This is a genomic window from Streptomyces sp. Ag82_O1-12, from assembly GCF_900182715.1.
Lineage (GTDB): Bacteria > Actinomycetota > Actinomycetes > Streptomycetales > Streptomycetaceae > Streptomyces > Streptomyces massasporeus.
In genome coordinates this window covers 6,496,348-6,516,363 of record NZ_FXUW01000001.1, presented here as the reverse complement: position 1 = coordinate 6,516,363, position 20,016 = coordinate 6,496,348, and the positions used below count along the sequence as shown (strand labels likewise).

At 71.8% G+C, this 20,016-nt stretch carries 19 protein-coding genes; 9 read left to right on the top strand and 10 right to left on the bottom strand.

The window, feature by feature from the left end:
• The first annotated feature begins 15 nt into the window (after positions 1-15).
• Genes QOL88_RS29855 through QOL88_RS29830 form a run of 6 tightly spaced genes read left to right on the top strand, consistent with a single transcriptional unit; the run spans position 16 to position 5,897 of the window.
• Positions 16-1,092, top strand: coding sequence for a Gfo/Idh/MocA family protein (locus QOL88_RS29855; RefSeq protein ID WP_179878999.1), 1,077 nt, complete (start codon positions 16-18; stop codon positions 1,090-1,092).
• Between the two features lies 1 nt (position 1,093).
• Positions 1,094-1,999: a sugar phosphate isomerase/epimerase family protein gene (locus QOL88_RS29850; RefSeq protein ID WP_097221380.1), complete on the top strand. Its 906-nt coding sequence runs from the start codon at positions 1,094-1,096 to the stop codon at positions 1,997-1,999.
• Positions 1,996-3,369 carry a M20/M25/M40 family metallo-hydrolase gene (locus QOL88_RS29845; RefSeq protein WP_097221379.1) on the top strand — a complete coding sequence of 458 codons (1,374 nt, stop codon included), beginning with the start codon at positions 1,996-1,998 and terminating at the stop codon, positions 3,367-3,369. Before QOL88_RS29850 ends, QOL88_RS29845 begins: the two co-directional genes overlap by 4 nt.
• Before the next feature lie 10 nt (positions 3,370-3,379).
• Positions 3,380-4,507 carry an Ldh family oxidoreductase gene (locus QOL88_RS29840; protein WP_097221378.1) on the top strand — a complete coding sequence of 376 codons (1,128 nt, stop codon included), beginning with the start codon at positions 3,380-3,382 and terminating at the stop codon, positions 4,505-4,507.
• Positions 4,504-5,454, top strand: coding sequence for a Gfo/Idh/MocA family protein (locus QOL88_RS29835; RefSeq protein ID WP_097221377.1), 951 nt, complete (start codon positions 4,504-4,506; stop codon positions 5,452-5,454). The genes QOL88_RS29840 and QOL88_RS29835 overlap by 4 nt, the downstream gene beginning before the upstream one ends.
• Positions 5,451-5,897, top strand: coding sequence for a DUF6917 domain-containing protein (locus QOL88_RS29830; RefSeq protein ID WP_097221376.1), 447 nt, complete (start codon positions 5,451-5,453; stop codon positions 5,895-5,897). The genes QOL88_RS29835 and QOL88_RS29830 overlap by 4 nt, the downstream gene beginning before the upstream one ends.
• 112 nt (positions 5,898-6,009) lie before the next feature.
• Here the strand turns inward: QOL88_RS29830 and QOL88_RS29825 are convergent, their stop codons facing one another.
• The 4 genes from QOL88_RS29825 to QOL88_RS29810 all read right to left on the bottom strand — a co-directional run bounded on the left by QOL88_RS29825 (position 6,010) and on the right by QOL88_RS29810 (position 10,171).
• Entirely contained in the window at positions 6,010-6,540 is a 531-nt protein-coding gene (locus QOL88_RS29825) for an EF-hand domain-containing protein (protein WP_097221375.1), read from the bottom strand.
• A 196-nt stretch (positions 6,541-6,736) separates the two neighbouring features.
• On the bottom strand, positions 6,737-7,996 hold the full coding sequence (locus QOL88_RS29820; protein WP_097221374.1) for a nucleotide sugar dehydrogenase: 1,260 nt from the start codon (positions 7,994-7,996) through the stop codon (positions 6,737-6,739).
• A 48-nt stretch (positions 7,997-8,044) separates the two neighbouring features.
• A complete protein-coding gene (locus tag QOL88_RS29815; RefSeq protein WP_097221373.1) occupies positions 8,045-8,353 on the bottom strand; it encodes a hypothetical protein in 309 nt (102 codons plus the stop codon).
• A 648-nt stretch (positions 8,354-9,001) separates the two neighbouring features.
• Positions 9,002-10,171 carry an MFS transporter gene (locus QOL88_RS29810; RefSeq protein WP_257027922.1) on the bottom strand — a complete coding sequence of 390 codons (1,170 nt, stop codon included), beginning with the start codon at positions 10,169-10,171 and terminating at the stop codon, positions 9,002-9,004.
• Positions 10,172-10,505: 334 nt separating this feature from the next.
• Between QOL88_RS29810 and QOL88_RS29805 the strand changes: the two genes are divergently transcribed.
• Complete coding sequence (locus QOL88_RS29805) at positions 10,506-11,342, top strand: helix-turn-helix domain-containing protein (protein ID WP_179878998.1); 837 nt, start codon at positions 10,506-10,508, stop codon at positions 11,340-11,342.
• Positions 11,343-11,458: 116 nt separating this feature from the next.
• Here QOL88_RS29805 and QOL88_RS29800 read toward each other — a convergent pair whose 3' ends face one another.
• The 4 genes from QOL88_RS29800 to QOL88_RS29785 all read right to left on the bottom strand — a co-directional run bounded on the left by QOL88_RS29800 (position 11,459) and on the right by QOL88_RS29785 (position 17,158).
• Positions 11,459-11,881, bottom strand: a complete 423-nt coding sequence (locus tag QOL88_RS29800; RefSeq protein ID WP_257028092.1) for an alcohol dehydrogenase catalytic domain-containing protein — start codon at positions 11,879-11,881, stop codon at positions 11,459-11,461.
• Positions 11,882-12,294: 413 nt separating this feature from the next.
• Positions 12,295-13,623, bottom strand: a complete 1,329-nt coding sequence (locus QOL88_RS29795) for a class I SAM-dependent RNA methyltransferase (protein ID WP_097221370.1) — start codon at positions 13,621-13,623, stop codon at positions 12,295-12,297.
• 156 nt (positions 13,624-13,779) lie between these two features.
• The gene (locus QOL88_RS29790; RefSeq protein ID WP_097221369.1) at positions 13,780-15,831 is read right to left on the bottom strand and encodes an APC family permease; all 2,052 of its coding nucleotides are present in this window, start codon (positions 15,829-15,831) and stop codon (positions 13,780-13,782) included.
• A gap of 352 nt (positions 15,832-16,183) precedes the next feature.
• On the bottom strand, positions 16,184-17,158 hold the full coding sequence (locus tag QOL88_RS29785) for a PfkB family carbohydrate kinase (RefSeq protein ID WP_097221368.1): 975 nt from the start codon (positions 17,156-17,158) through the stop codon (positions 16,184-16,186).
• Between the two features lie 248 nt (positions 17,159-17,406).
• On the opposite strand from QOL88_RS29785, the gene QOL88_RS29780 reads away from it, so the two are divergent.
• Positions 17,407-18,078, top strand: a complete 672-nt coding sequence (locus QOL88_RS29780) for a potassium channel family protein (RefSeq protein ID WP_094053911.1) — start codon at positions 17,407-17,409, stop codon at positions 18,076-18,078.
• On the top strand, positions 18,078-18,752 hold the full coding sequence (locus QOL88_RS29775) for a potassium channel family protein (RefSeq protein ID WP_097221367.1): 675 nt from the start codon (positions 18,078-18,080) through the stop codon (positions 18,750-18,752). The genes QOL88_RS29780 and QOL88_RS29775 overlap by 1 nt, the downstream gene beginning before the upstream one ends.
• A gap of 89 nt (positions 18,753-18,841) precedes the next feature.
• On the opposite strand, the gene QOL88_RS29770 is transcribed toward QOL88_RS29775, so the two are convergent.
• Positions 18,842-19,576 (bottom strand): DUF3159 domain-containing protein, encoded by a 735-nt coding sequence (locus tag QOL88_RS29770; protein WP_097221366.1) that lies wholly within the window; start codon positions 19,574-19,576, stop codon positions 18,842-18,844.
• Positions 19,577-19,579: 3 nt separating this feature from the next.
• On the bottom strand, positions 19,580-19,978 hold the full coding sequence (locus QOL88_RS29765; RefSeq protein WP_097221365.1) for an OB-fold nucleic acid binding domain-containing protein: 399 nt from the start codon (positions 19,976-19,978) through the stop codon (positions 19,580-19,582).
• Between the last annotated feature and the right edge of the window lie 38 nt (positions 19,979-20,016).

Sequence of the window (20,016 nt, the reverse complement as noted above, 5' to 3'; positions counted from 1 at the left end):
CTCTCAGGAGGCCTTGTGCTGCAGCCCCTCGTGGTCGGGCTCGGCCGGTCCGGATCAGGACTGCATCTGAACACGCTGGGCAGTCTGGCCCGGCGGACCGCGGCCACGGGAGATCCGCTCGTCGCCCTGCCAGCGGTCGGCTGCGATCCGCGCGCCGGCAGTCTGCGGCTCCCGGGCGCGCCCGGCGAGGTCACGGCCGTCACCACGCTGGAACAGGCCCTGCGGTACGTGGATCCCGCCACCGCGGTGGTCCACGTGTGCACACCGCCCCGGCTGCGCTACGACCTCCTCGCGGAGCTGGCCGGACACGGCTTTCGCCGAATGATCGTGGAGAAACCCCTCGCCGCGTCCCTGGACGAACTCGACGCCCTGATCCGGCTGCGTCAGGAGTCCGGGCTCGATCTCGTGACCGTCGCCCACTGGATCACCTCCCGGCTCGCCGGCCGGTTGCGCCGGCTGGTGAGCGGCGGACGGCTCGGGTCCCTGCGCCGTATCACCGTCGACCAGCACAAGCCCCGCTTCCTGCGGTCCCTGGCGACCGACGGTCATCCGTCCGCCCTGGACGTGGAGATCCCCCACTCCCTGGCGCTCGCGCTCGATCTGGCCGGACCGGCCGAACTCCGGTCCGCGCACTGCTGGGACCTGCGCTACGAGGATCGCGGACTGCCCCGCCTGGGCGGCGCGCATGTCGAACTGGAGCACCGTTCGGGCGTGGTGACGCTGCTGCGGTCCGACCTCGGCGCACCCGTCCGGCAACGCAGCGTCGTCTGCGAGTTCGAAGGCGGGACGGCCACGGCCCACTTCCCGCTCAGCGAGGACGACGACCACGCACAGTTGGTCATCGCCCCGTTCGACCGCGGTACGGCGGCCCCGCCGGCCGGAGTCCGCGACGCGGACGGAATGCCAGGGATCGGACACCACGTCTTCCGGGACGACGCCTTGACCGACTTCCTGGACGGCGCCTACCGCGGCTTCGTCTCCGGCACCGAGGGCGTCGGGAACTTCCCGCTCGCCTGCGCGACCGCCCGGCTGCTGTGCGCGGCCCGTGAACACTGCGCCGTCACATCGCCCGCCCGTGCCGGGAGCCTCTGACATGTCCCGGCACAGCACCGACAGGCCCCGCTTCCGGGGGTTCGGGCCGCTCGCCGGCATCGGCGACGAGGCGGCGCCCGGCACCGACGGACAGCTTGCCGTCCTGCGACGCCTGGGCTGGAACGCCATCGAACTGCGCACGGTCGACGGCACGGCCCTCGCCGACCTCTCCGTGGCCGCCTTCGGCACGCTGGCCCGGCGGCTCGCGGACGCCGGCGTCACCGTGACCGCCGTCGCCTCCAGGATCGGCAACTGGTCCCGCCCCGTCACCGGTGACCTCGGCCTGGACCTGGCTGAACTCGATGTCCTGGCCGAGCGTTGCGCCGCCCTCGGCTGCCGTCTGGTGCGGATCATGTCGTACCCCAACGACGGGTTGACGGAGACCGAGTGGGCCGACCGCGTCCTGGCCCGCACGGCCGTTCTGGCGGACCGCGCCGAGCGCGCGGGCCTGGTGCTGGCGCACGAGAACTGCGCGGGCTGGGCCGGGGACCGGGCCGACCGCGCGCTACGGCTGCTGCGCGCCGTGGACAGCCCCGCCCTTCGGCTGCTGTTCGACACCGGCAACGGCGTCCCGTACGACTATCGCGCCCCGGACCTGCTCCGTGACCTCGCCCCGTACGTCGTCCACGTGCACATCAAGGACGCCGTCCGCACGCCGGACGGCGGCACCGCGTACTCCCTGCCCGGCGAGGGTGAGGCCGGCGTGGCGGAATGCCTGGAGTTGCTGGCCGCCCACGGCTACACCGGAGCGCTCTCCCTGGAACCCCATCTCGCCGTGCGCCCCCACGAGGGGCTGGCCCGGGCCGGTGAGGACGCCGCCGACCTGTTCGTACGGGCCGGACAGGCGCTCGCCGAGCTGCTGGGCGCCGGACAGCCGGTCACCGGCCCGCTGGACGGCCCGGTGTGAGCGACCTGTTCACCGGCCGGCACCGCGAGTTACTGCTGGACCTGCTGCGCCTGCCGAGCGTCAACCCCCTGGAGGCCGGCCCGGACGATCCGCCGACCCGGCTGCCCGAGATCCTCCAGCGGTACGCGACGGCCGGCGCCGAGGCGGGATTCCGCACCGTCCAGCTCGCCAGTCCGCCCGCCGCCTGCCTGGACCGTCCGGGCGTGCCGTCCACGGTCCGCGCCGCCGCCCGCGATCCGCGCTTCCTCGCGGACCAGCCCAGTCTGCTGCTGCGGCTGGGACCCGAGCGTCCCCGTGCGCACACCGTGATGTTCAACGTCCACCTGGACACCGTCGCCGGGCACACCCCGCCCGCCTTCGACGGCGTGCGGTTCACCGGCCGGGGCGCGGTCGACGCCAAGGGACCCGCCGTGGCCCTCCTCACCGGGCTGCGGGCCGCCGCGTCCCACCCCTCCGTCGGACGGGACGTCACCGTCCTGCTCCAGGCCGTCGCCGGGGAGGAGGGCGGCGCCCTGGGCACCTACGGCACCCGCCCGCTGCTGGAGGCCGGGCACCACGGCCGCCTCAACGTGTTCTGCGAGCCGACCGGGATGCGCGCGCTGCCCCGGGCCACGGCCGCGATGACCGCGCGCATCACGGTCGCGGGCCAGGACGCGGTGGACGACCACCCGGACGCCGGACACAACGCCACCGTGCTGCTCGGATTCCTGGCCCAGCACCTCGCCGCCCGCCTGGACGGGGCGGTACCCGGTACGCGGGTGTGCGTCGCCGGACTGCACACCGGCCATACGCACAACCGCGTCCACGGCACCGGCACGCTGCTGCTGAACCTGTCGTACCGCCGCACCGCCGACGGCGACCGTCTGAAGACCGAGGTCACCCGGCATCTCGCCGACGGTGTGCGTCACTTCACCGAACGCCTCGCCCCCACGCGGGAGTTCGCCCGCACGGCGCGGGACGCGGAACGGATCACCCGGCTCAGCTGGGACAAACAGGGTCTGCCCGCTTTGGACGACTCCGACCCGTGGGCCGAGGAACTCCTGGCCCGCGCAGGAGCCCGGACGGCGGCCGGCGACCCCGGCTTCACGTGCGACGCCATCTGGGCGGCCGGTCTGGACAACGCCTTCACCACCGTCCTCGGACCCGGCTGTCTCGCCGCCAACCGCGCCCATGCGCCCGGTGAGTTCATCGACCTCGCCGACCTGGAGGAGTTCGCCGGCGTGGTCCGCCGGCTCGTCACACTCTTCGCCGAAGCGCTGCCGGCGCGTCGGCGCGGCGACCTCCGTAGAGCACCACAGCCCCAATCGACCTCCGTAGAGCACCACACCCCCAACCGAACGACCTGCGAAGACAACTGGCCCGCCCCGTAAGGAATCCCGTATGACGGCACCCACCGCCCCGCGAACGGCGGTCGAGCGCACCACCGTCCTCGTCGACCACGCGGAGCTGCACGCCTCGCTCACCGGCCTCTTCACCGGTCACGGCGTCCCCGACGCGCGGGCCCGGCTCGCCGCGGACGCGCTGTGTCACGGCGATCTGACCGGGCTCGACTCGCACGGCGTGTTCAACCTCACCCGGCTCTACCTGCCGTTGCTGGAGTCGGGCCGTTGCGACCCCCGCGCCCAGCCGGAGACCCTCACCGACCTGGGCGCCTGCGTGGTCGTCGACGCCCGCCGCGCCCTGGGCCTGTGGGCCGCGGCCGAGGCCATGGACGAGGCCGTGGCACGGGCCGGACGGCACGGGGTCGGGCTGGTGTCGGTGCGCGGGGCGACCCACTTCGGGTGCGCCGGCTTCCACGCCGTACGCGCCGCGCACGCCGGGATGATCGGCGTGGTCGCGAGCAACTGCGGCGGCCAGCGCATCGCACGGCCCCCGGGCGGCGCGGTGGCGATGCTCGGCACCAACCCGCTGAGCGTCGCCGCGCCGGCCCTCGACGGACACCCCTTCCTGTTGGACATGAGCACCACCGTCGCGCCCACCGGGCGGGTCCGAGTCGCCGCCCGCCGCGGCACCCCGGTGCCCGCCGGCTGGCTGGAGGACGCGGCGGGCGCCCCGGTGACCGACCCGTCGGCCTTCGACCGCGGCGAGGCCTTCCTGCGCTGGCTGGGCGGCACGTCCGAGACGGGCGTACACAAGGGCTACGGGCTCGGCATCGCCGTGGAACTGCTGGCCGCCGTGGTGTCCGGCGCGGCCGTGGGGCCCGCGCCCGCCGCGCTGGAAGGCGACGGCCGGCCGCACGGCAGCGACGACGGCATCGGCTTCTTCCTCCTCGCGATCGCCCCGGAGGTGCTGCGCCCCGGCGCGGACGTGGCCGCCGCGACCCGGTCCCTGTTCGGCACGCTCGCCGACTGCCCACCGGTGCCCGGCGGTGAGCCGGTGCGCTATCCGGGCTGGCGGGAGGCGGAACTCGCCGCCGAGCGCCGCCGCCACGGCATCCCCTTGCCTGCGCACCTCCATGCGGAGCTGACCGACCTCGGCCTCCTCGGCGGTCCCGGGAGCCCGCGATGACCGGGCCCTTGCGGCTCGGCGTCGTCGGTCTCGGCGCCATCTCCCCCTACTACCTGGCCGCCGCGGAACGGCTGCCCGAGTGGCGGCTGACCGCCGTGTGCGACGCCCGGGCCGAGGCCCTGGAGCGGTTCCCGGGCCCGGTGGCACGCTTCAGCGACCACCGCACGCTGCTGGACCGGGCGCGACCGGACGCCCTCGTCGTGGCCGTGCCCAACGACGTTCACCTGCCCCTGTGCCGGGACGCCCTGGCCGCCGGCGTCCCCGTCTGTGTCGAGAAGCCCCTCGCCCTGACCGCGGCCGAGGGGTCCGTGCTGGTGGATCTGGCGCGGCGCTTCGAAGTCCCGCTGATGACCGCGTTCCACCGCCGCTACAACGACGCCGTCCGCACACTGGCACGCCGGACGACGGGCCGGGAGATCCGCTCCGTCCGGGTGCGGTATCTGGAGCGCATCGAGGAGCACCTCGGCGGCGAGGACTGGTATCTGGACCCGGCCCGCTGCGGCGGCGGCTGCGTGGCGGACAACGGCCCCAACGCCCTCGACCTGGTGCGGCTGCTGCTCGGTGAACTCTCTGTCACCGGCTGCGACATCCGCCGCGACGGCTCCGGCATCGACCGTCAGGCGGTGATCCGCCTGCGTGGTCGCACGGGAACCACGGCCTCGGTCGAACTGGACTGGTCGTACCCGGGGGAAGTCAAGGACATCGAGGTGGAGATGGCCGACGGAGAGGTCCTGCACGCCGACATGCTGGCCGGACACACCGGCTTCAAGGCGTCGCTGTGGCACGAGTACGAGGCGATCCTCACCGAGTTCGCCTCGCTGGTCCGTATCGGTGCCCCGGCTGGCCCGGGGACGCACGGCGGCCTGGCCTCGCTGGAACTGGTGGAGGCGGCCTACCGCTGTGCCCGGCCCGGAGTGGACGCGACCGCAGCGGAGGCGGACCGGTGAATCCGGCGGAGGACGGCCAGAAACGTGTGGTGCGCGGGTCACTGGTCAAAGTGCTCGTGCACCGCCGCACGGACCGCGGCATGCGGTTGGAGGAGCACGCGGCACGCTGCGTACGCCAGGGCGAGGTACACGAACTGGTCACCACCGACCAGTGGGACCCGCACCCCGGCGCACGGATCGACCGGGTCGGTTTCCTGGGCTTCACCGAGTTGCTGTGCGGCGGTGTCATCGACCGGGGTGATCTGGTCCGGATCGGGGACACGACAGTCGGCACGGTGCTCGGCTTCGACGCCTGCCACCTACCGAACCACTACAACATCCTGATCCACGCGGCGCGTCCGGTCAGCGGCAGGGACTTGGGCCTACGGCCGGAGACCGCCGTCACCTTCGTCCAGGGCCGGGCCGGGGACCAGGGCACGGTTCCCGCGCCGCCCGGTGCCTGAAGGGCCTCTGGCCGCGCACCGGATGGCCCCGGCCCGGTGAGCGGGCGGCGCCATCCGGTGGCGGTGGAGCCCGGGTGGTCACCCACCCGGGTCACAGCTGCCGCTCGGCAGGTCAGCCGAGCAGGTCGACCTCCAGGCTGCCGAAGTGGAAGTCACGGACGACCTGCAGCAGTTCGTCCTCGGACAGCCTTCCGTCGCCGTTGGTGTCCACCTTCTGGAACATCTCCCCGGCCTGGGAGGCCGGCACGCCGACGGCGGACAGCCACGCCTGGAACTCACGGGCGTCGATCTCACCGTCGTGGTTGTCGTCGCACAGGCGGACCAACGCCTTCACGATGGGAGAGAGCGCACGGTTGAAGCTCGCCTCACCCTCCTTGAACAGCAACTCCCCCGTGGCGTCGAGGAACTGCTCCCGGCTGATGGCACCACCGGGGACGCCGGCCTTCTGGGCGAGGTGCTCGTAGAGCCCCTGGAAGGCACTGTGGAGCTCCTGCACCTCCGGGGAGCCGGCGCTCTTGCCGAGGTTCTGGGCGATGCGGGCGGCCTCGCCCTGGAAGTCGCTCGCCTCCAGGACGCCGTTGCCGTTGGTGTCCCACTTCTCGAAGCGCTTCACCAGGCGGTCGTTGGCGACAGCGGTGCTCATGTGTCTCTCCTAGTCTCGGACGGTGTCCGATGATGTCGAGTGGTGTCGGGTGGATGACGGACCGCGGCACCTGGGCAGGGCCGCGACCGCGCAGGGCGGTACCGCTGCGCGGGCTCTGGGGCCGGCGACGGCCGGCAGGGGGGCGCCGGCTCAGGCCGGCGCGAGGAGGCACCGGCTCAAGCCGGCGCGAGGGGGGTCAGAGATGGGTGACCCGGCTGCCCACGGCCGTGCCGCGGGTGTCGAGCAGGGCGCAGCGAGCCTGGCCCAGTGCTTCCCTGGCGTAACAGGCGTGATCCTGCAACAGGATCGCCACATCGGCCTTGGCCATGGCTTCCTGGAGGTTCTCGGCGCGCGGCAGAGACCGGCCGCCGACAATGAACTCGGCTATGTACGGGTCGTGGTAGTACACCTCGGCACCGGCGGCGAGCAATCCTGCCGCCACCGGGTGTGCCGGCGTCTCCCGGACGTCGGCCACATCTGCTTTGTAGGTGATTCCGAGGAGCAGGGCCCGTGCGCCCTCAGAGCGGCCCCGGGCATCGGTGAGCAGGGCCAGCGCTCGGTCCACGACATGGCTGGGCATGCGGCCGAGGACCTCGTGGGCGGCTGCCAGCGTGCGGAAGGCGAAGCCCTGGGATTCGGCCCGCGCGGTGAGATAGCGGGGGTCGACGGGAATGCAGTGCCCGCCGACGCCGGGTCCGGGCCTGAAGGGTGCGAAGCCGAACGGCTTGGACGCGGCACAGTGCAGCACGTCCCAGATGTCGATGCCGGTCTCGTGGCAGAACAGTGCCACTTCGTCGACCAGGGCCATGTTGACGTACCGGTAGGTGTTCTCGAGAAGCTTGGCCATCTCCGCCTCCCGCGTGCCGCGGGCGAGGACGAGGTGGTCCACGAACCGGGAGTAGAACGCGACGGCGTACTTGGCGCACAGAGAACTGCAACCGCTCACGACCTTGGGCGTGTTGCGGATGGTCCACGTCTCGTTGCCGGGGTCGATGCGCTGCGGCGAATACGCCAGGTGGAAATCCTCGCCCGCCCGCAGCCCGCTGCCCTGCTCCAGCAGCGGCCGCACGACGTCCTCCGTGGTGCCGGGATAGCTGGTGGACTCCAGGACGACGAGCATGCCGGGGCGCAGCCGGGCGGCGACGGCCCTGGCTGCGTCCTCGACCGCGGACAGGTCGGGTAAGCCCTCCGGTGTGAGTCCGGTCGGCACACAGATCACCACGGTCTGCGCGCCGTCCAGGACCGCTGGGTCGGTCGTGGCATGAAAGCCCGCGTCCAGCATGACCGCGACCTCGGCGTCGAGGACGCCGCCGACATGGGAACGGCCTGCGGCGAGTCCCGACACCACCGTGCCGGACACGTCGTACCCCCTGGTCGCCAGACCTGCCGCGACCGCGGCTCTGGAGAGCGGCAGCCCGACATGCCCCAGCCCGATGACGACGAGATCGGTGGCCATGTGCGTACGTTCTCCTGAGGGTGGGGGGTGAACGGGAACAGCGATGGCTCAGGCGGAGAAACTGCCGGTGCCGGGCGCGACGTGCGAGCCGTGTCCGGGCTGCACGGTGAGGCCGGGGGTCAGGCAGAACGGGTCGGCGTAGACGGTGACCGGACGATCGGTGTGGTTCGTCAGCACATGCGCGTCAGTCGGAAGCTTCTGGCAGCCTTGCGGATCGCGATAGACAGTCAGCGGCGTCGCCTCCGTGGTGAACACCACCACATCGCCCTGCTCCGCCGCGGCGGCCGTGCCGGTGGCGGCGCTTGCCGCGAGCAGCGCACCGGAGGCGGCGAACATGAAGACACGGGCGCAGCGCATGAATTGGTCCTTTCGGCAGTGCGTTGTCGTAATGATTCTTTTCGGGAGATGCACCCGCTAAGCATGTCCCGACCCTGATGCGCCCGAACCAGCGATGCAGTCAAATGGAATTGACGCCACGGTCGGTGATCCGCGCGCCCCGCCGGTGTCCGACGCGCGCGGGGCCGGGCGCCGGTTCACCGTTTTTCGCATCCGACGCGAGATTTCGCATCAGAAACGACTCGGGGCGCCTTCGCAGTTCGATCGCTCGATGGAGTGAGTTCCGCAGATGTCCGCCAACAAGTCGCTACCGTGGCTCGGCCAACGGCCCAGCTCGCCGACGTTCGGCTTCACCCGCCCGCGTCCCGCACCTCAATGGCGACCTTCACCGCCGACCCCGCCGCCGGGAGACGCTCGGCGAACTGTCTCCACCCGGCGTCCATGCCCGGCACCGGCTCTGTGCGATGCCTGGAACGTCGGCAATGCCCCCGGGGCGCCCCGCAGTCGGCGGACCGGGAGGCATGGAGTTGGCGCCGTCGGGGGACCGCGGCGCCGCACCGCCGTGGAAGAGAACGGCACCGGCCGCCCGAGTGTCTCTTCGAGTCAGGTGCTCGGGGCGAAAGAGCGCAGGTCGAACGCGCGTCGCGACCGGCTCAAGCATCGCGTCCCTCAGCGATAGCGTGCCCGGCCCACCGCCGCGACCACCGTCAGGGGCACGGTCAGGAGCGCCGCCAGCCAGAACAGGGGGCGGTAGTCGTGCGCCTGAGCGGTGGAGGCCGCCAGCCCGGTGGCGAGGGCGCTGCCCACGTAGAGGGCAACGCCGAACATGGCCACGCCCGTTGCGCGGGCCGCCGGGGACAGGGCCGTCGCCCACGACTGGATCGTGGAGTGCATGAAGGACCAGCCGCCCCCGAGGAGCAGGGCAACTACGACGAGCGCCCCGGTGGACTGGCTGTAGCCGGCGAGCAGATAGGCCAGAGCCATCTGCACCCCGCCGGCCACGATCAGGCCCACCGGGGACCACTGTCCCACGAGCCGTTTGACCACCTGCGCCGCGGCCATCGATCCAACGCCGTACAAGGCCGCGACCGCGCCGGCCAGAGTGGTGGGAACTCCGTGCCCCTCCAGGGCCGGGGCCAGGTAGGTCAGGAAGCCGAGCAGCACCGCCCCCTCCAGCATCGCCACCGCCATGACGTACCACTGCCACCGTGACGACAGGACCACCCGGAAGGGCGCCAGCAGCGATTCTGAGCGGGGCCGCTCGGGCTCGGGCAGACGGCGCAGGGCCACCGCCAGGTACGCCGCGAGGACACCCGGCAGCGCGAAGACGAGCCGCCAGGTGAGGTAGTGCGCCAGCGCTCCGGCGACGACCGTGGCCACGGCGGTGCCCAGCGCGAACGCGGTCATCAGCTCGCTGAGGGGGCGCTGCCGTGTCGCGGCGGGCGCCGTGTCGCCCACATACGTCAACGAAGCGGCGATGGAGGCGGCGAAGAACGCGCCGGCCAGGGCGCGGGCCCCGATCAGCACGGGAGCGTCGGGAGCGAGGGCCGAGGCCAGGGCGGCCAGCGCCGCGCCGGTCAGCGACACCCGCATCACCCACACGCGGCCCCAACGGTCGCTGGCCATCCCCCACACCGGCTGCATCAGCCCGTAGGAGAGGTAGTAGCCGCTCGCTGCCAGCACCACGGTGGGGAGCGGGGCCCCGAGCCGCAGGCTGATGAGAACCAGCATGGGCGCAATGCAGAAGCGGTCGAAGTTGCTGACGAATCCAGCGGTGCGCAGCAGCCGCAGGGAGGAGGCGGGCAAAGTCGCCACCGGTGTCGCCACGGTGGTGGTCACGGGTGGACGCTCCCTTCCGAGAGGGTACGAGGAGAACGGGTGACGAAGGGGCCGGTCCTGTGCGGACGCGGCCTGTCACCAGTTCAGCACCGGGCCCTGCGGGGCGGAGACCGCTGGCTATTACCATCACTCACAGCCTGCCGGTTCGGCATCGTGCCTGGTGACGGCAGCATCACAAGAGGGCGCCCGCGTTCGGGCGGACGCCCGCTGTCCGGAGGGGGACGATGACGCGCGGCCGGCCGTTGCCCCTGGACACCTGCACCTCATCCCGTGCGGACCGAGGTTCCGCGCCGGCCGGGGCCAGCCACGAGCGCGGTGGTCGGAGCGGTGGTCGGTGAGCGCCGTACCCACGTCCTCGGGCGGGTCCCCCCGCCGTGAACTGGGGGCGTTCCTGCGGTCCCGCCGTGAACGGCTGACGCCGACCGACGTGGGCCTGCCGCAGGCCCCGGGCCGCCGGACCCCGGGGCTGCGGCGGGCCGAGGTCGCCGAACTCGCCGGCATCAGCGTCTCCTGGTACACATGGCTGGAGCAGGGCCGGGTGCGTACTTCGGAACAGGTGCTGCGCGCGGTGTCGCGGGTGCTGCGGCTGGACGCCGCTGAGGCCGCGCACGTCCTGTCGTTCGTGGAGGAGAGCAGGCCACCCGTCGACGCTCCCACGTGGGTGTCACGCAACCTGCTCAGTCTGGTGCAGGCCATGGCCCCACACCCGGCCGTGGTCCTCGACCCGCACTGGGACCTGCTGGCGTGGAACGCCGGGTACGCCGCGCTGCTGACCGATCCGGCGCGGCTGCACCCCAAGCAGCGCAACCTCCTCTGGCTGGTGTTCCGCTGGCCGCCGGCGCGCACCCTGCTCGCCGACTGGGAAGAAGAGGCCCGCTCCCTGCTCGGCCAGTTCCGGTCACGGGCCGCTCGCCGGCCGAATGATCCGCGGTTCGCCGAACTCATCGGCGAACTGCTGTCGGACGATGACGCGGCCCGCTGGTACGAGCGCCGGGAGACGGCCGGGTTCCAGCCCTCGGTCCGTCGTTTCCGGCATCCGGCCGTGGGCGAACTGCGCCTTCGGTACGTGAAGCTGGCCGCCGTGGACGAGCCGGGTCACCACTTCCTGGCCTATCTGCCCGACGACCGGGACTCCGAGGACGCCCTGCGCCGCCTGCGGGAGAACGAGTGAGCCCCGGGGATCCGGACGTTCCGGGACACGGACCCTCAGGGCTCACCTCGGTGTGCCGGCGGCGCGTTGCGACAGCTGGGGAGACGTGCCCTTCAGCGCCCCGTGAGCGGGGGCCCTCACCGCACGGCCCGTTCGTACAGGGCGTGCACGACCGTGGGACCGGCGCAGGCCAGGGCCATCGCCGCCGTGGCGGACACGCCCGGCGCCGCCCGCACCACGGTGGTGCCCTGCTGGGGAACGATGTGGTCCGCCCACGAGCCCGACAGGGCCGCGTCGTCGGTGCTGGCGCGGTTGACCCCGTAGGTGCGCCGGTTCTGGCACAGGGTGGGTTCGCGGTGCACCCGGCACGGCGGACACAGGCCGCAGGCGATGGAGGAGGCCCGCATCACCGGGTCACCCACCGACAGCGGCTCCCCCGAGGCGTCCCGGTCGCCACCCGCACCGAGTTCGAGGACGGTGCCGTACCCCTCGTGACCGAGGACCAAAGGGGTCGGTATGGCCAGATGCCCCTGCTGGAGGTGCAGGTCCGTCCCGCAGATCCCGCCGTACAGGCGTTGTGCGTGGCGATGAGCAACCGACGGCCCACGGGGACACGTTGGGTGCGGAGCCGTGCACGATCTCGGGCGAGAAGAACACCACCGAACCAGCGGGGCCCTTCGGGCTGGTCATGCCGTGCCGGTCCACGCGGGCGGCGAGTTGCTCCGGGTTCAGGGAGATGTCGTCCGGGTCCAGGTGCTGCGCCGACTTCGGGTCGGCCTTTTTCACCTCAATCCTCCCGGGCTGTCACCAGCGCGCCTGTTCTGCTGTCCCACCAAGGCACCTCCATCCGGGCCCGGCGGGGGCGAATCCCGCCCCTCCGCATCGGCGGCCGTCACCCTGACGCCTCATCAGAACAAGCGCCGAATGAGCGTCAGCCCGTAATGAGGGACCTCCTCAACATCAAACCCGCAGGTCAGTGACCCTTCACAGCCGGTTCAAGGATGGCAACGCACTCCACATGATGCGTCATCGGAAACAGATCGAACGCCCGCAGCGTCCGCACCCGGTACCCCCCGTCCCGGAAGTACCCCAAGTCCCGCGCCAGCGCGGCCGGATCGCACGCCACGTACGCGATCCGCCGCGCCCCCAGCGACGAAAGGTGCTCCACCGTCTTGCGGCCCGCGCCCGCCCGCGGTGGGTCGAGGACGATCAGGTCGACCTCCTCGATGCCCGTGCGTGGCAACACGCTCTCGACCTTGCCCTGCTCGATGCGCACCCGCTCGAAGTCCGCGAGATTGTGCCGCGCGTCCTCCACCGCCCGCTTGCCGGACTCGATGCCGAGGACGGCGCCCTGGTCTCCGACGCGGTCGGCGAGGGCGCCGGCGAAGAGGCCGACGCCGCAGTACAGGTCGAGGGCCATGTCGCCCTTGCGGGGCAGCAGGCCCTGCATGACCGCGGTCACCAGGGTCTCCGCGGCCTTCGGGTGGACCTGCCAGAAGCCGCCGTTGCCGACGCGGTGCGTGCGGCCGTCGGCGCGTTCGCGGACGAAGGGGCGGCCGTGCACCCGGTGGACACCGCCGGAGCGCTCGTCCACGCGCAGGACGGAGACGGGGCGGTCGAGTTCGACGAGCGGGAGGCGCGCGCCCGGCTTCGGGGTGAGGATCACCTGGCGGTCCTGGGAGCCCGTCGCAGCGATCGCCTCGACGGAGTCCATGCCCGTCCAGGAACGCTTCTCGATGCCGAGCTCGCTGACGCCCTCCGCGGCGATCATGCAGTGGTCGATCGGCTCCACCTCGTGCGAGCGGTGCCGGCGCAGGCCCGCCCGGCCGTCGGCGGTGACGGCGTACTGGACGCGGGTGCGCCACGCGGGGACCTGGCCCGCGGGCACCTTGTCGCCCTCCGCCGGCAGCACCGTGCCGTCCCAGCCGGCCTCCTCCGGGGTGAGCCCGGCAAGGTGCTGGAGCTGTTCGGCGATGACGTCGGCCTTCAGGCGCCGCTGCGCGCCCGGCTTGGCGTGCTGCCAGTCGCAGCCGCCGCAGCGGCCGGGGCCGGCGAACGGGCAGGGCTCGTCGATCCGGTCCTTGGAGGCGTCGAGCACGGTCACGGCGTCGGCGCGCAGGAACCGCCCCCCCTCCTCGCCCTCCGTCACCCGCGCCACGACCCGCTCGCCGGGCAGCGCGTGCCGGACGAACAGCACCTGCCCCTCGGACGTGCGGGCGATGCAGTGACCGCCGTGGGCGACGGGGCCGACCTCGACCTCGTACTCCTCCCCCACCAGCGACTTCCTCGGTTCTGCCTGCATGGCGGGGTGACTCCATAACGCGTGAGGGGGAAGGGCCGAACGGAAACGGCCGGACAACAGCCCACCAGTCTACGTGGCTGTCACCCGACCGATTCACACCAGCCGTACCGTCACACGGATCGCACGCGTCACACGCGCCGTCGTCTCAGGAGATCTTCAGCTCTTGTGCTCGGAGGACTCCTTCGACCGCACCTGCGCGGGACCGCGCCGCACCGAGCCCGGCGCGTTCCAGTCCTGTTGCCTGCGGGCTCGCCGCTTGGCCGCCTCGGAGGACTGCAGCTGGTACGGAACCGAGGTCACCATGATCCCGGGCGTGAACAGCAGCCGGCCCTTCAGCCGCAGGGCGCTCTGGTTGTGCAGCAGGTGCTCGTACCAGTGGCCGACGACGTACTCGGGGATGATCACGGACACCGCGTCGCGCGGCGATTCCTTGCGCAGGCTCTTGACGTACTCGATGATCGGCCGCGTGATCTCGCGGTAGGGCGAGTCGAGGACCTTCAGCGGTACGTCGATGCCGCGCCGCTCCCACTCCTCGCGCAGGGCCTTGGTCTCCACCGGGTCGACGTTGACGCTCAGCGCCTCCAGCGAGTCCGAGCGCATCAGCTTGGCGTAGGCCAGGGCGCGCAGCGCCGGGCGGTGAATCTTGGAGATCAGCACGACCGAGTGGACCCGCGAGGGCCGTACGAGGTCGTCGCTCGGGCCCTCGGGGGCGGCGATCTCGGCGGCGACCCGGTCGTAGTGCTTCCGGATGGCCGTCATCGTCGCGTAGAAGATCACCATGCCGAGCAGGGCGACCCAGGCGCCGTGCGTGAACTTGGTGAGGAGGACGACGACGAGTACGAGGCCGGTGAAGAAGGCGCCGAAGGCGTTGATGGCGCGGGAGCGGATCATGTGGCGGCGCTTGGCCTGGTCCTTCTCCGTGGCCAGGTGGCGGTTCCAGTGCCGGACCATGCCGGTCTGGCTGAGCGTGAAGGACACGAACACGCCGACGATGTACAGCTGGATCAGCCGGGTGGAGTCGGCGCCGTAGATCCCCACCAGCAGTCCGGCGGCGCCGGCGAGGAGCACGATGCCGTTGGAGAAGGCCAGGCGGTCGCCGCGGGTGTGCAGCTGGCGCGGCAGGTAGCGGTCCTGGGCGAGGATCGAGCCGAGCAGCGGGAAGCCGTTGTAGGCGGTGTTGGCGGCGAGGAACAGCACCAGCGCGGTGGCCGCGGCCAGGACGATGAACAGGAAGCTGCCCTTGCCGAAGACGGCCTCCGCGACCTGGGAGATCACCGGATTCTGGACGTAGTCCGGGCCGAGCGGGACACCGTTGTGGACGAGGTCCTTGGCGGGGTTCTCCGCCATGCGGACGTCGGTGGCGGCGGCCAGCGCGATGATGCCGCAGAACATGGTGACGGCCAGCAGGCCCATCGCCGCGAGCGTCGTCGCGGCGTTCTTGGACTTGGGCTTGCGGAAGGCCGGGACGCCGTTGGAGATCGCCTCGACGCCGGTGAGCGCGGCGCAGCCGGAGGAGAAGGCGCGCAGTAGCAGGAAGACCAGCGCGAAGCCGGCCAGGCCCTGGTGCTCGGGCTTGATGACGTAGTCCGCCGTCGGTGCCCGCATGCTGTCGTCCAGGACCAGCCCGCGGAACGCACCCCAGGCGATCATGATGAAGACGCCGCAGACGAAGACGTAGGTCGGGATCGCGAAGAGCGAGCCGGACTCCTTCACCCCGCGCAGGTTCATCAGCGTCAGCAGCACGATCACGCCGATCGCGCAGAGCACCTTGTGCTCGACGACGAACGGGATCGCGGAGCCGAGGTTCTCGATGCCGGAGGAGATCGACACCGCGACGGTGAGGACGTAGTCGACGAGCAGCGCGCTCGCGACCGTCAGGCCGGCCTTGGGTCCGAGGTTGGTGGTCGCCACCTCGTAGTCGCCGCCGCCGCTGGGGTAGGCGTGCACGTTCTGCCGGTACGAGGCCACCACGGTGAACATCAGCACGACGACCGCGACGGCGATCCACGGGCTGAAGTGGTACGCCGTCACGCCCGCGATCGACAGGACCAGCAGTACCTCGCCGGGCGCGTACGCCACGGAGGACAGCGGGTCGGAGGCGAAGACGGGGAGTGCGATGCGCTTCGGCAGGAGCGTTTCGCCCAGCCGGTCGCTGCGCAGTGCGCGCCCGATCAGGATCCGTTTGGGCACGTCGGTCAGTTTGGACACAACAGAGGATCGTAGGCGTTCGATTGCGGGGTCGCCCACCCGCCACCCCCCATCGGTCTTCCGTCTGCTCTCCGAGTGAATTCACAGGCACATGCGGCTGCGGATTCCGCAGGTCACCCGCTTCGCATGCCTATATGACTAAGCCCCGTCCGTTTCCCGGCCGTTGCCGCCCCTGGAGGTTCCATGCACACGCCCGCCCAGCTGATCGGCGCCGCGGCCACCCTCGTCGCCCTCGGAATCCTGACGGTGGCGAGCGTGCGCAGCATCAGCCGCCGCAAGGACGTGTCGCAGGGGGCGCGCTAGGAGGTGCCGGGAGGAGGGGCGCGCCAGGAACCACCGGGAGGAGGGCGCGCTAGGAACCACCGAGCGTACGGGTGCCCCAGGCGTCGCCGGGAGGACAGGGAGGACCGGGCCGCCCGGCCCGCTCCAGCTGCGCCACCCCCGCGCGGAGCTCCTCCAGCCCGATGCCGGCGGCCCGGGTCGACGGGATCGTGCAGGCGTAGGCGCCGGCCACGGTGCCGTGCAGGGCGCTGCGGCGGGGCGGGGTGCCGTCCAGCCAGGCGTGGAGGAACGCGGCGGCGAAGGCGTCGCCCGCGCCGTTGGTGTCGACGACCGGCGCCGGGGGCACGGCGGCGGGGACATGGGTGAGCTCTCCGTCGGCCAGCAGGTACGCCCCGTCCGCCCCGGCGGTGGCGACGACGACGCGGGCCCGGCCCCGCTCGGTGATCCGCCGCATGGTCCGTTCCGGGTCGGTCAGGGCCGCGCTGGAGAGGAAGACCAGGTCGGCCTGGTGGGCGAAGGGCTCGTGGTAGGGGTTGGCGCCGTCCCAGTCGTGCAGGTCGGTGGAGATCGTGAGGCCCGCCTCGCGCAGGGCGGGCAGCGCGTGGGCGCACGGCTGGGTGATGACGACGTGGGCGTGCCGGCTGACGGCGGCGAGTGCGCGGACGGTGTCATCGGGCAGCCGGTCCGTGTCGGCGGCCCGGGTGGCGTCGTAGAGGGACGAGCGCCTGCCGTCGGGGCCGACGAGGTTGACCGCGCGTTTGGTGCCGAGGGGCTGCGGGACGGCGGTGAGTCCGATGCCGTGCTCCCGGTGCAGCGCGCGGACGAGGTCGCCCTCGGGGTCGTCGCCGAGGAGGTCGAGGTGGTGGGTGCGCAGGCCCAGCGCGGTCGTCCCGAGGGCCACGAAGTCCCCGCTCTGGCCCGCGCGCGTCACGATCCCGGGCCGGATCATGTGGCTGTCCGCGAACGGCACGGGCAGCTCGGGCACGTGCACGATGGTGTCCACGCCCGCGCCGCCCAGCACGAGGACGTCGATCTCGTGGCTCATGGCAGTTCCTCCCCCGGCCGAGGGCCCGGCAGGGCCCTCGGCAACCCCCTCGGCTTTGCGGATACGTTGGAGTCGGGCAGCCGAACGCGGCACCGCCCCCGGAGGGCATCATGACGTGATTCCACCGGCATGATGTTGCCCGGCGGCCCGCACGCAGGCCGCGACGTGATGCCTGGCGAGCCGAAAGAGAGACATGAGCACGACATTCATGAAGGTCAGAGGGCCTGCAGGAAGCGCGGTGTGACGCGATGCATATTGTCATCATGGGGTGCGGAAGGGTGGGTTCCGCACTGGCCCAGAACCTGGAGCAACAGGGGCACACGGTCGCCGTGGTCGACCAGGACCCCACCGCCTTCCGCCGGCTGGGCTCCTCGTTCGGCGGCCGCCGGGTCACCGGTGTCGGCTTCGACCAGGACACCCTGCGCGAGGCGGGCATCGAGGAGGCGGGCGCCTTCGCCGCCGTCTCCAGCGGTGACAACTCCAACATCATCGCCGCTCGCGTGGCCCGTGAGATGTTCGGCATCGAGAACGTCGCCGCCCGCATCTACGACCCGCGCCGCGCGGAGGTCTACCAGCGCCTGGGCATCCCCACCGTCGCGACGGTCCGCTGGACGGCCGACCAGATGCTGCGCCGTCTGCTCCCCTCCGGCGCCGAGCCGCTGTGGCGCGACCCCACCGGTGGCGTCCAGCTCGCCGAGGTGCACACCTCCACCGCCTGGGTCGGCCACAAGATCAGCCGGATCCAGGAGGAGACCGGCGTGCGCGTCGCGTTCCTGACCCGGCTCGGCGAGGCGGTCCTGCCCACCTCGCAGACGGTGCTGCAGGAGGGCGACCTGGTGCACGTGATGATGCGCACCGACGAGGTCGACAAGGTCGAGGCGGCGTTCGCCAAGGGTCCCGAAGAGGAGGGCGGTCACTGATGAGGGTCGCCATTGCCGGAGCCGGCGCCGTCGGCCGCTCGATCGCGGGCGAACTGCTGGAGAACGGCCACGAGGTCCTGCTGATCGACAAGGCGCCGACCGCCATCTCGGTCGAACGCGTCCCGCAGGCCGAGTGGCTGCTCGCCGACGCCTGCGAGATCACGTCCCTGGACGAGGCGGCGCTCCAGCGCTGCAACGTCGTGATCGCCGCGACCGGCGACGACAAGGTGAACCTGGTCGTGTCCCTGCTGGCGAAGACGGAGTACGGCGTCCCGCGCGTCGTCGCCCGCGTGAACAACCCCAAGAACGAGTGGTTGTTCAACGAGTCCTGGGGCGTGGACGTGGCCGTCTCCACCCCGCGTCTGATGTCGGCCCTGGTCGAGGAGGCGGTGAGCGTGGGCGACCTGGTCCGCCTGCTCCGCTTCAGCCACGGCGACGCCAACCTGGTCGAGCTGACCCTGCCGGAGGAGTCGGCCCTGGCCGGCACGCAGGTCGGCGACGTCGAGTGGCCGCAGGACACGTCCCTGGTGACGATCATCCGCGGCAACCGCGTCCTGACCCCCTCCCGGGAGGACTCCCTGGAGGCCGGCGACGAACTCCTCTTCGTGGCCGCCCAGGCCCGTGAGGAGCAGCTGGAGGACCTGCTGTCGGTGCGGCGCGACGCGGCGAGCTGAGCCGGTCGCCGAGTGAACGGAAAGGGGCATCCCGAGTGCTCGGGACGCCCCTTTCCGTCAGCTGCGGAGGGTCATTCAGCTCCAGAGGGTCACTGCTCGGCGGACCGAGCGGCGGCGGCCTGCCGCTCCCGCTCCTCGGCCGCCTTCTCCTCCGCCTCCATCTCCGCGAACACGTCGATGGGTGCGGGCGCCTTCGCCAGGAAGACCCACGTCAGGTACACCGCGAGCAGGAACGGCGGGATCTTCAGGGCGACCAGGACCCAGCCCAGCTGCGTGGTGTCGGCCCACCAGTACAGCGGGAAGAGGATCGCGCACTTGGCGAGCAGGATCGCGCCCCACGCGTAACTGGCCTTCGCGTAGGCCTTCTTGCGGCCGGGGTTCCGGGTGCGCCAGGAGAGGTTCTCCTTGAAGACCGGGCCGAGGATCAGCCCGATCAGCGGCACGCCGCACAGGGTGGTGATGATGTAGGCGAGGCCCAGTCCCAGCGTGTAGAGCATGCCGGGCAGGTAGAAGTCCTTGGCGTTGCCGGTCATCATCGCGAAGACGACACCGAAGGCCACGCCGAAGACACCGCTGAAGGCGTGCTTGACGGTGTCCTTCATCACCAGCCGGACCACGACCAGCACCAGCGACACGGCCAGCGCCGCGATCGCCGACAAGTGCAGGTCCTTGTTGATCGTGTAGATGGTGACGAAGAGGAGACCGGGAACCACCGTCTCCACCATGCCCCGCACGCCGCCGAACGCCTCGAACAGGGCGGCCTCGGTCACCGCCCGGGCGTCGTCCGCAGATGTCTCTTCGGTCGGCTTGTCGAGCGACGTCACCGGCTACTCCCGTCCGAGGGGTCTCAGTTCGTACTTGGGATTGAACAGCACCCGGCGGCCCCGGCTCATCGAGATCCGGCCCGATGCGATCAGCTTGCGCCCCGGTTCTATCCCCACGATGGAGCGCCTGCCGAGCCACACCACGTCCAGCGCGGCGGAGCCGTCGAACAGCTCGGCCTCCAGGGCCGGGACTCCGGCGCGCGGCCGAAGGGTGACCGTGCGCAAGGTACCAGTAACCGTCACTATCTGCCGGTCCTGGCAGTCTCCGATCCGGATGCAGCCGGTCGTCTCGGTGTCCTCGCGCAGCTCCTCGGACTCCAGGTCCTCCTGCGACGAGGAGAGCCGGTCGAGCATGCGCCGGAACCGGCCCACCGGCTTTTCGGAACGAGGAACAGCACTCATATCTGAAGCGTACCGGGGCCTGCTGACGAAGGGCGAGG

Coding starts and splice junctions, on each gene's coding strand:
- QOL88_RS29815 (WP_097221373.1), bottom strand. CDS start 8,353: ATGCGCTGCGCCCGTGTCTTCATGTTCGCCGCCTCCGGTGCGCTGCTC.
- QOL88_RS29795 (WP_097221370.1), bottom strand. CDS start 13,623: ATGCAGGCAGAACCGAGGAAGTCGCTGGTGGGGGAGGAGTACGAGGTC.
- QOL88_RS29780 (WP_094053911.1), top strand. CDS start 17,407: ATGCATATTGTCATCATGGGGTGCGGAAGGGTGGGTTCCGCACTGGCC.
- QOL88_RS29840 (WP_097221378.1), top strand. CDS start 3,380: ATGACGGCACCCACCGCCCCGCGAACGGCGGTCGAGCGCACCACCGTC.
- QOL88_RS29785 (WP_097221368.1), bottom strand. CDS start 17,158: ATGAGCCACGAGATCGACGTCCTCGTGCTGGGCGGCGCGGGCGTGGAC.
- QOL88_RS29820 (WP_097221374.1), bottom strand. CDS start 7,996: ATGGCCACCGATCTCGTCGTCATCGGGCTGGGGCATGTCGGGCTGCCG.
- QOL88_RS29835 (WP_097221377.1), top strand. CDS start 4,504: ATGACCGGGCCCTTGCGGCTCGGCGTCGTCGGTCTCGGCGCCATCTCC.
- QOL88_RS29825 (WP_097221375.1), bottom strand. CDS start 6,540: ATGAGCACCGCTGTCGCCAACGACCGCCTGGTGAAGCGCTTCGAGAAG.
- QOL88_RS29765 (WP_097221365.1), bottom strand. CDS start 19,978: ATGAGTGCTGTTCCTCGTTCCGAAAAGCCGGTGGGCCGGTTCCGGCGC.
- QOL88_RS29775 (WP_097221367.1), top strand. CDS start 18,078: ATGAGGGTCGCCATTGCCGGAGCCGGCGCCGTCGGCCGCTCGATCGCG.
- QOL88_RS29850 (WP_097221380.1), top strand. CDS start 1,094: ATGTCCCGGCACAGCACCGACAGGCCCCGCTTCCGGGGGTTCGGGCCG.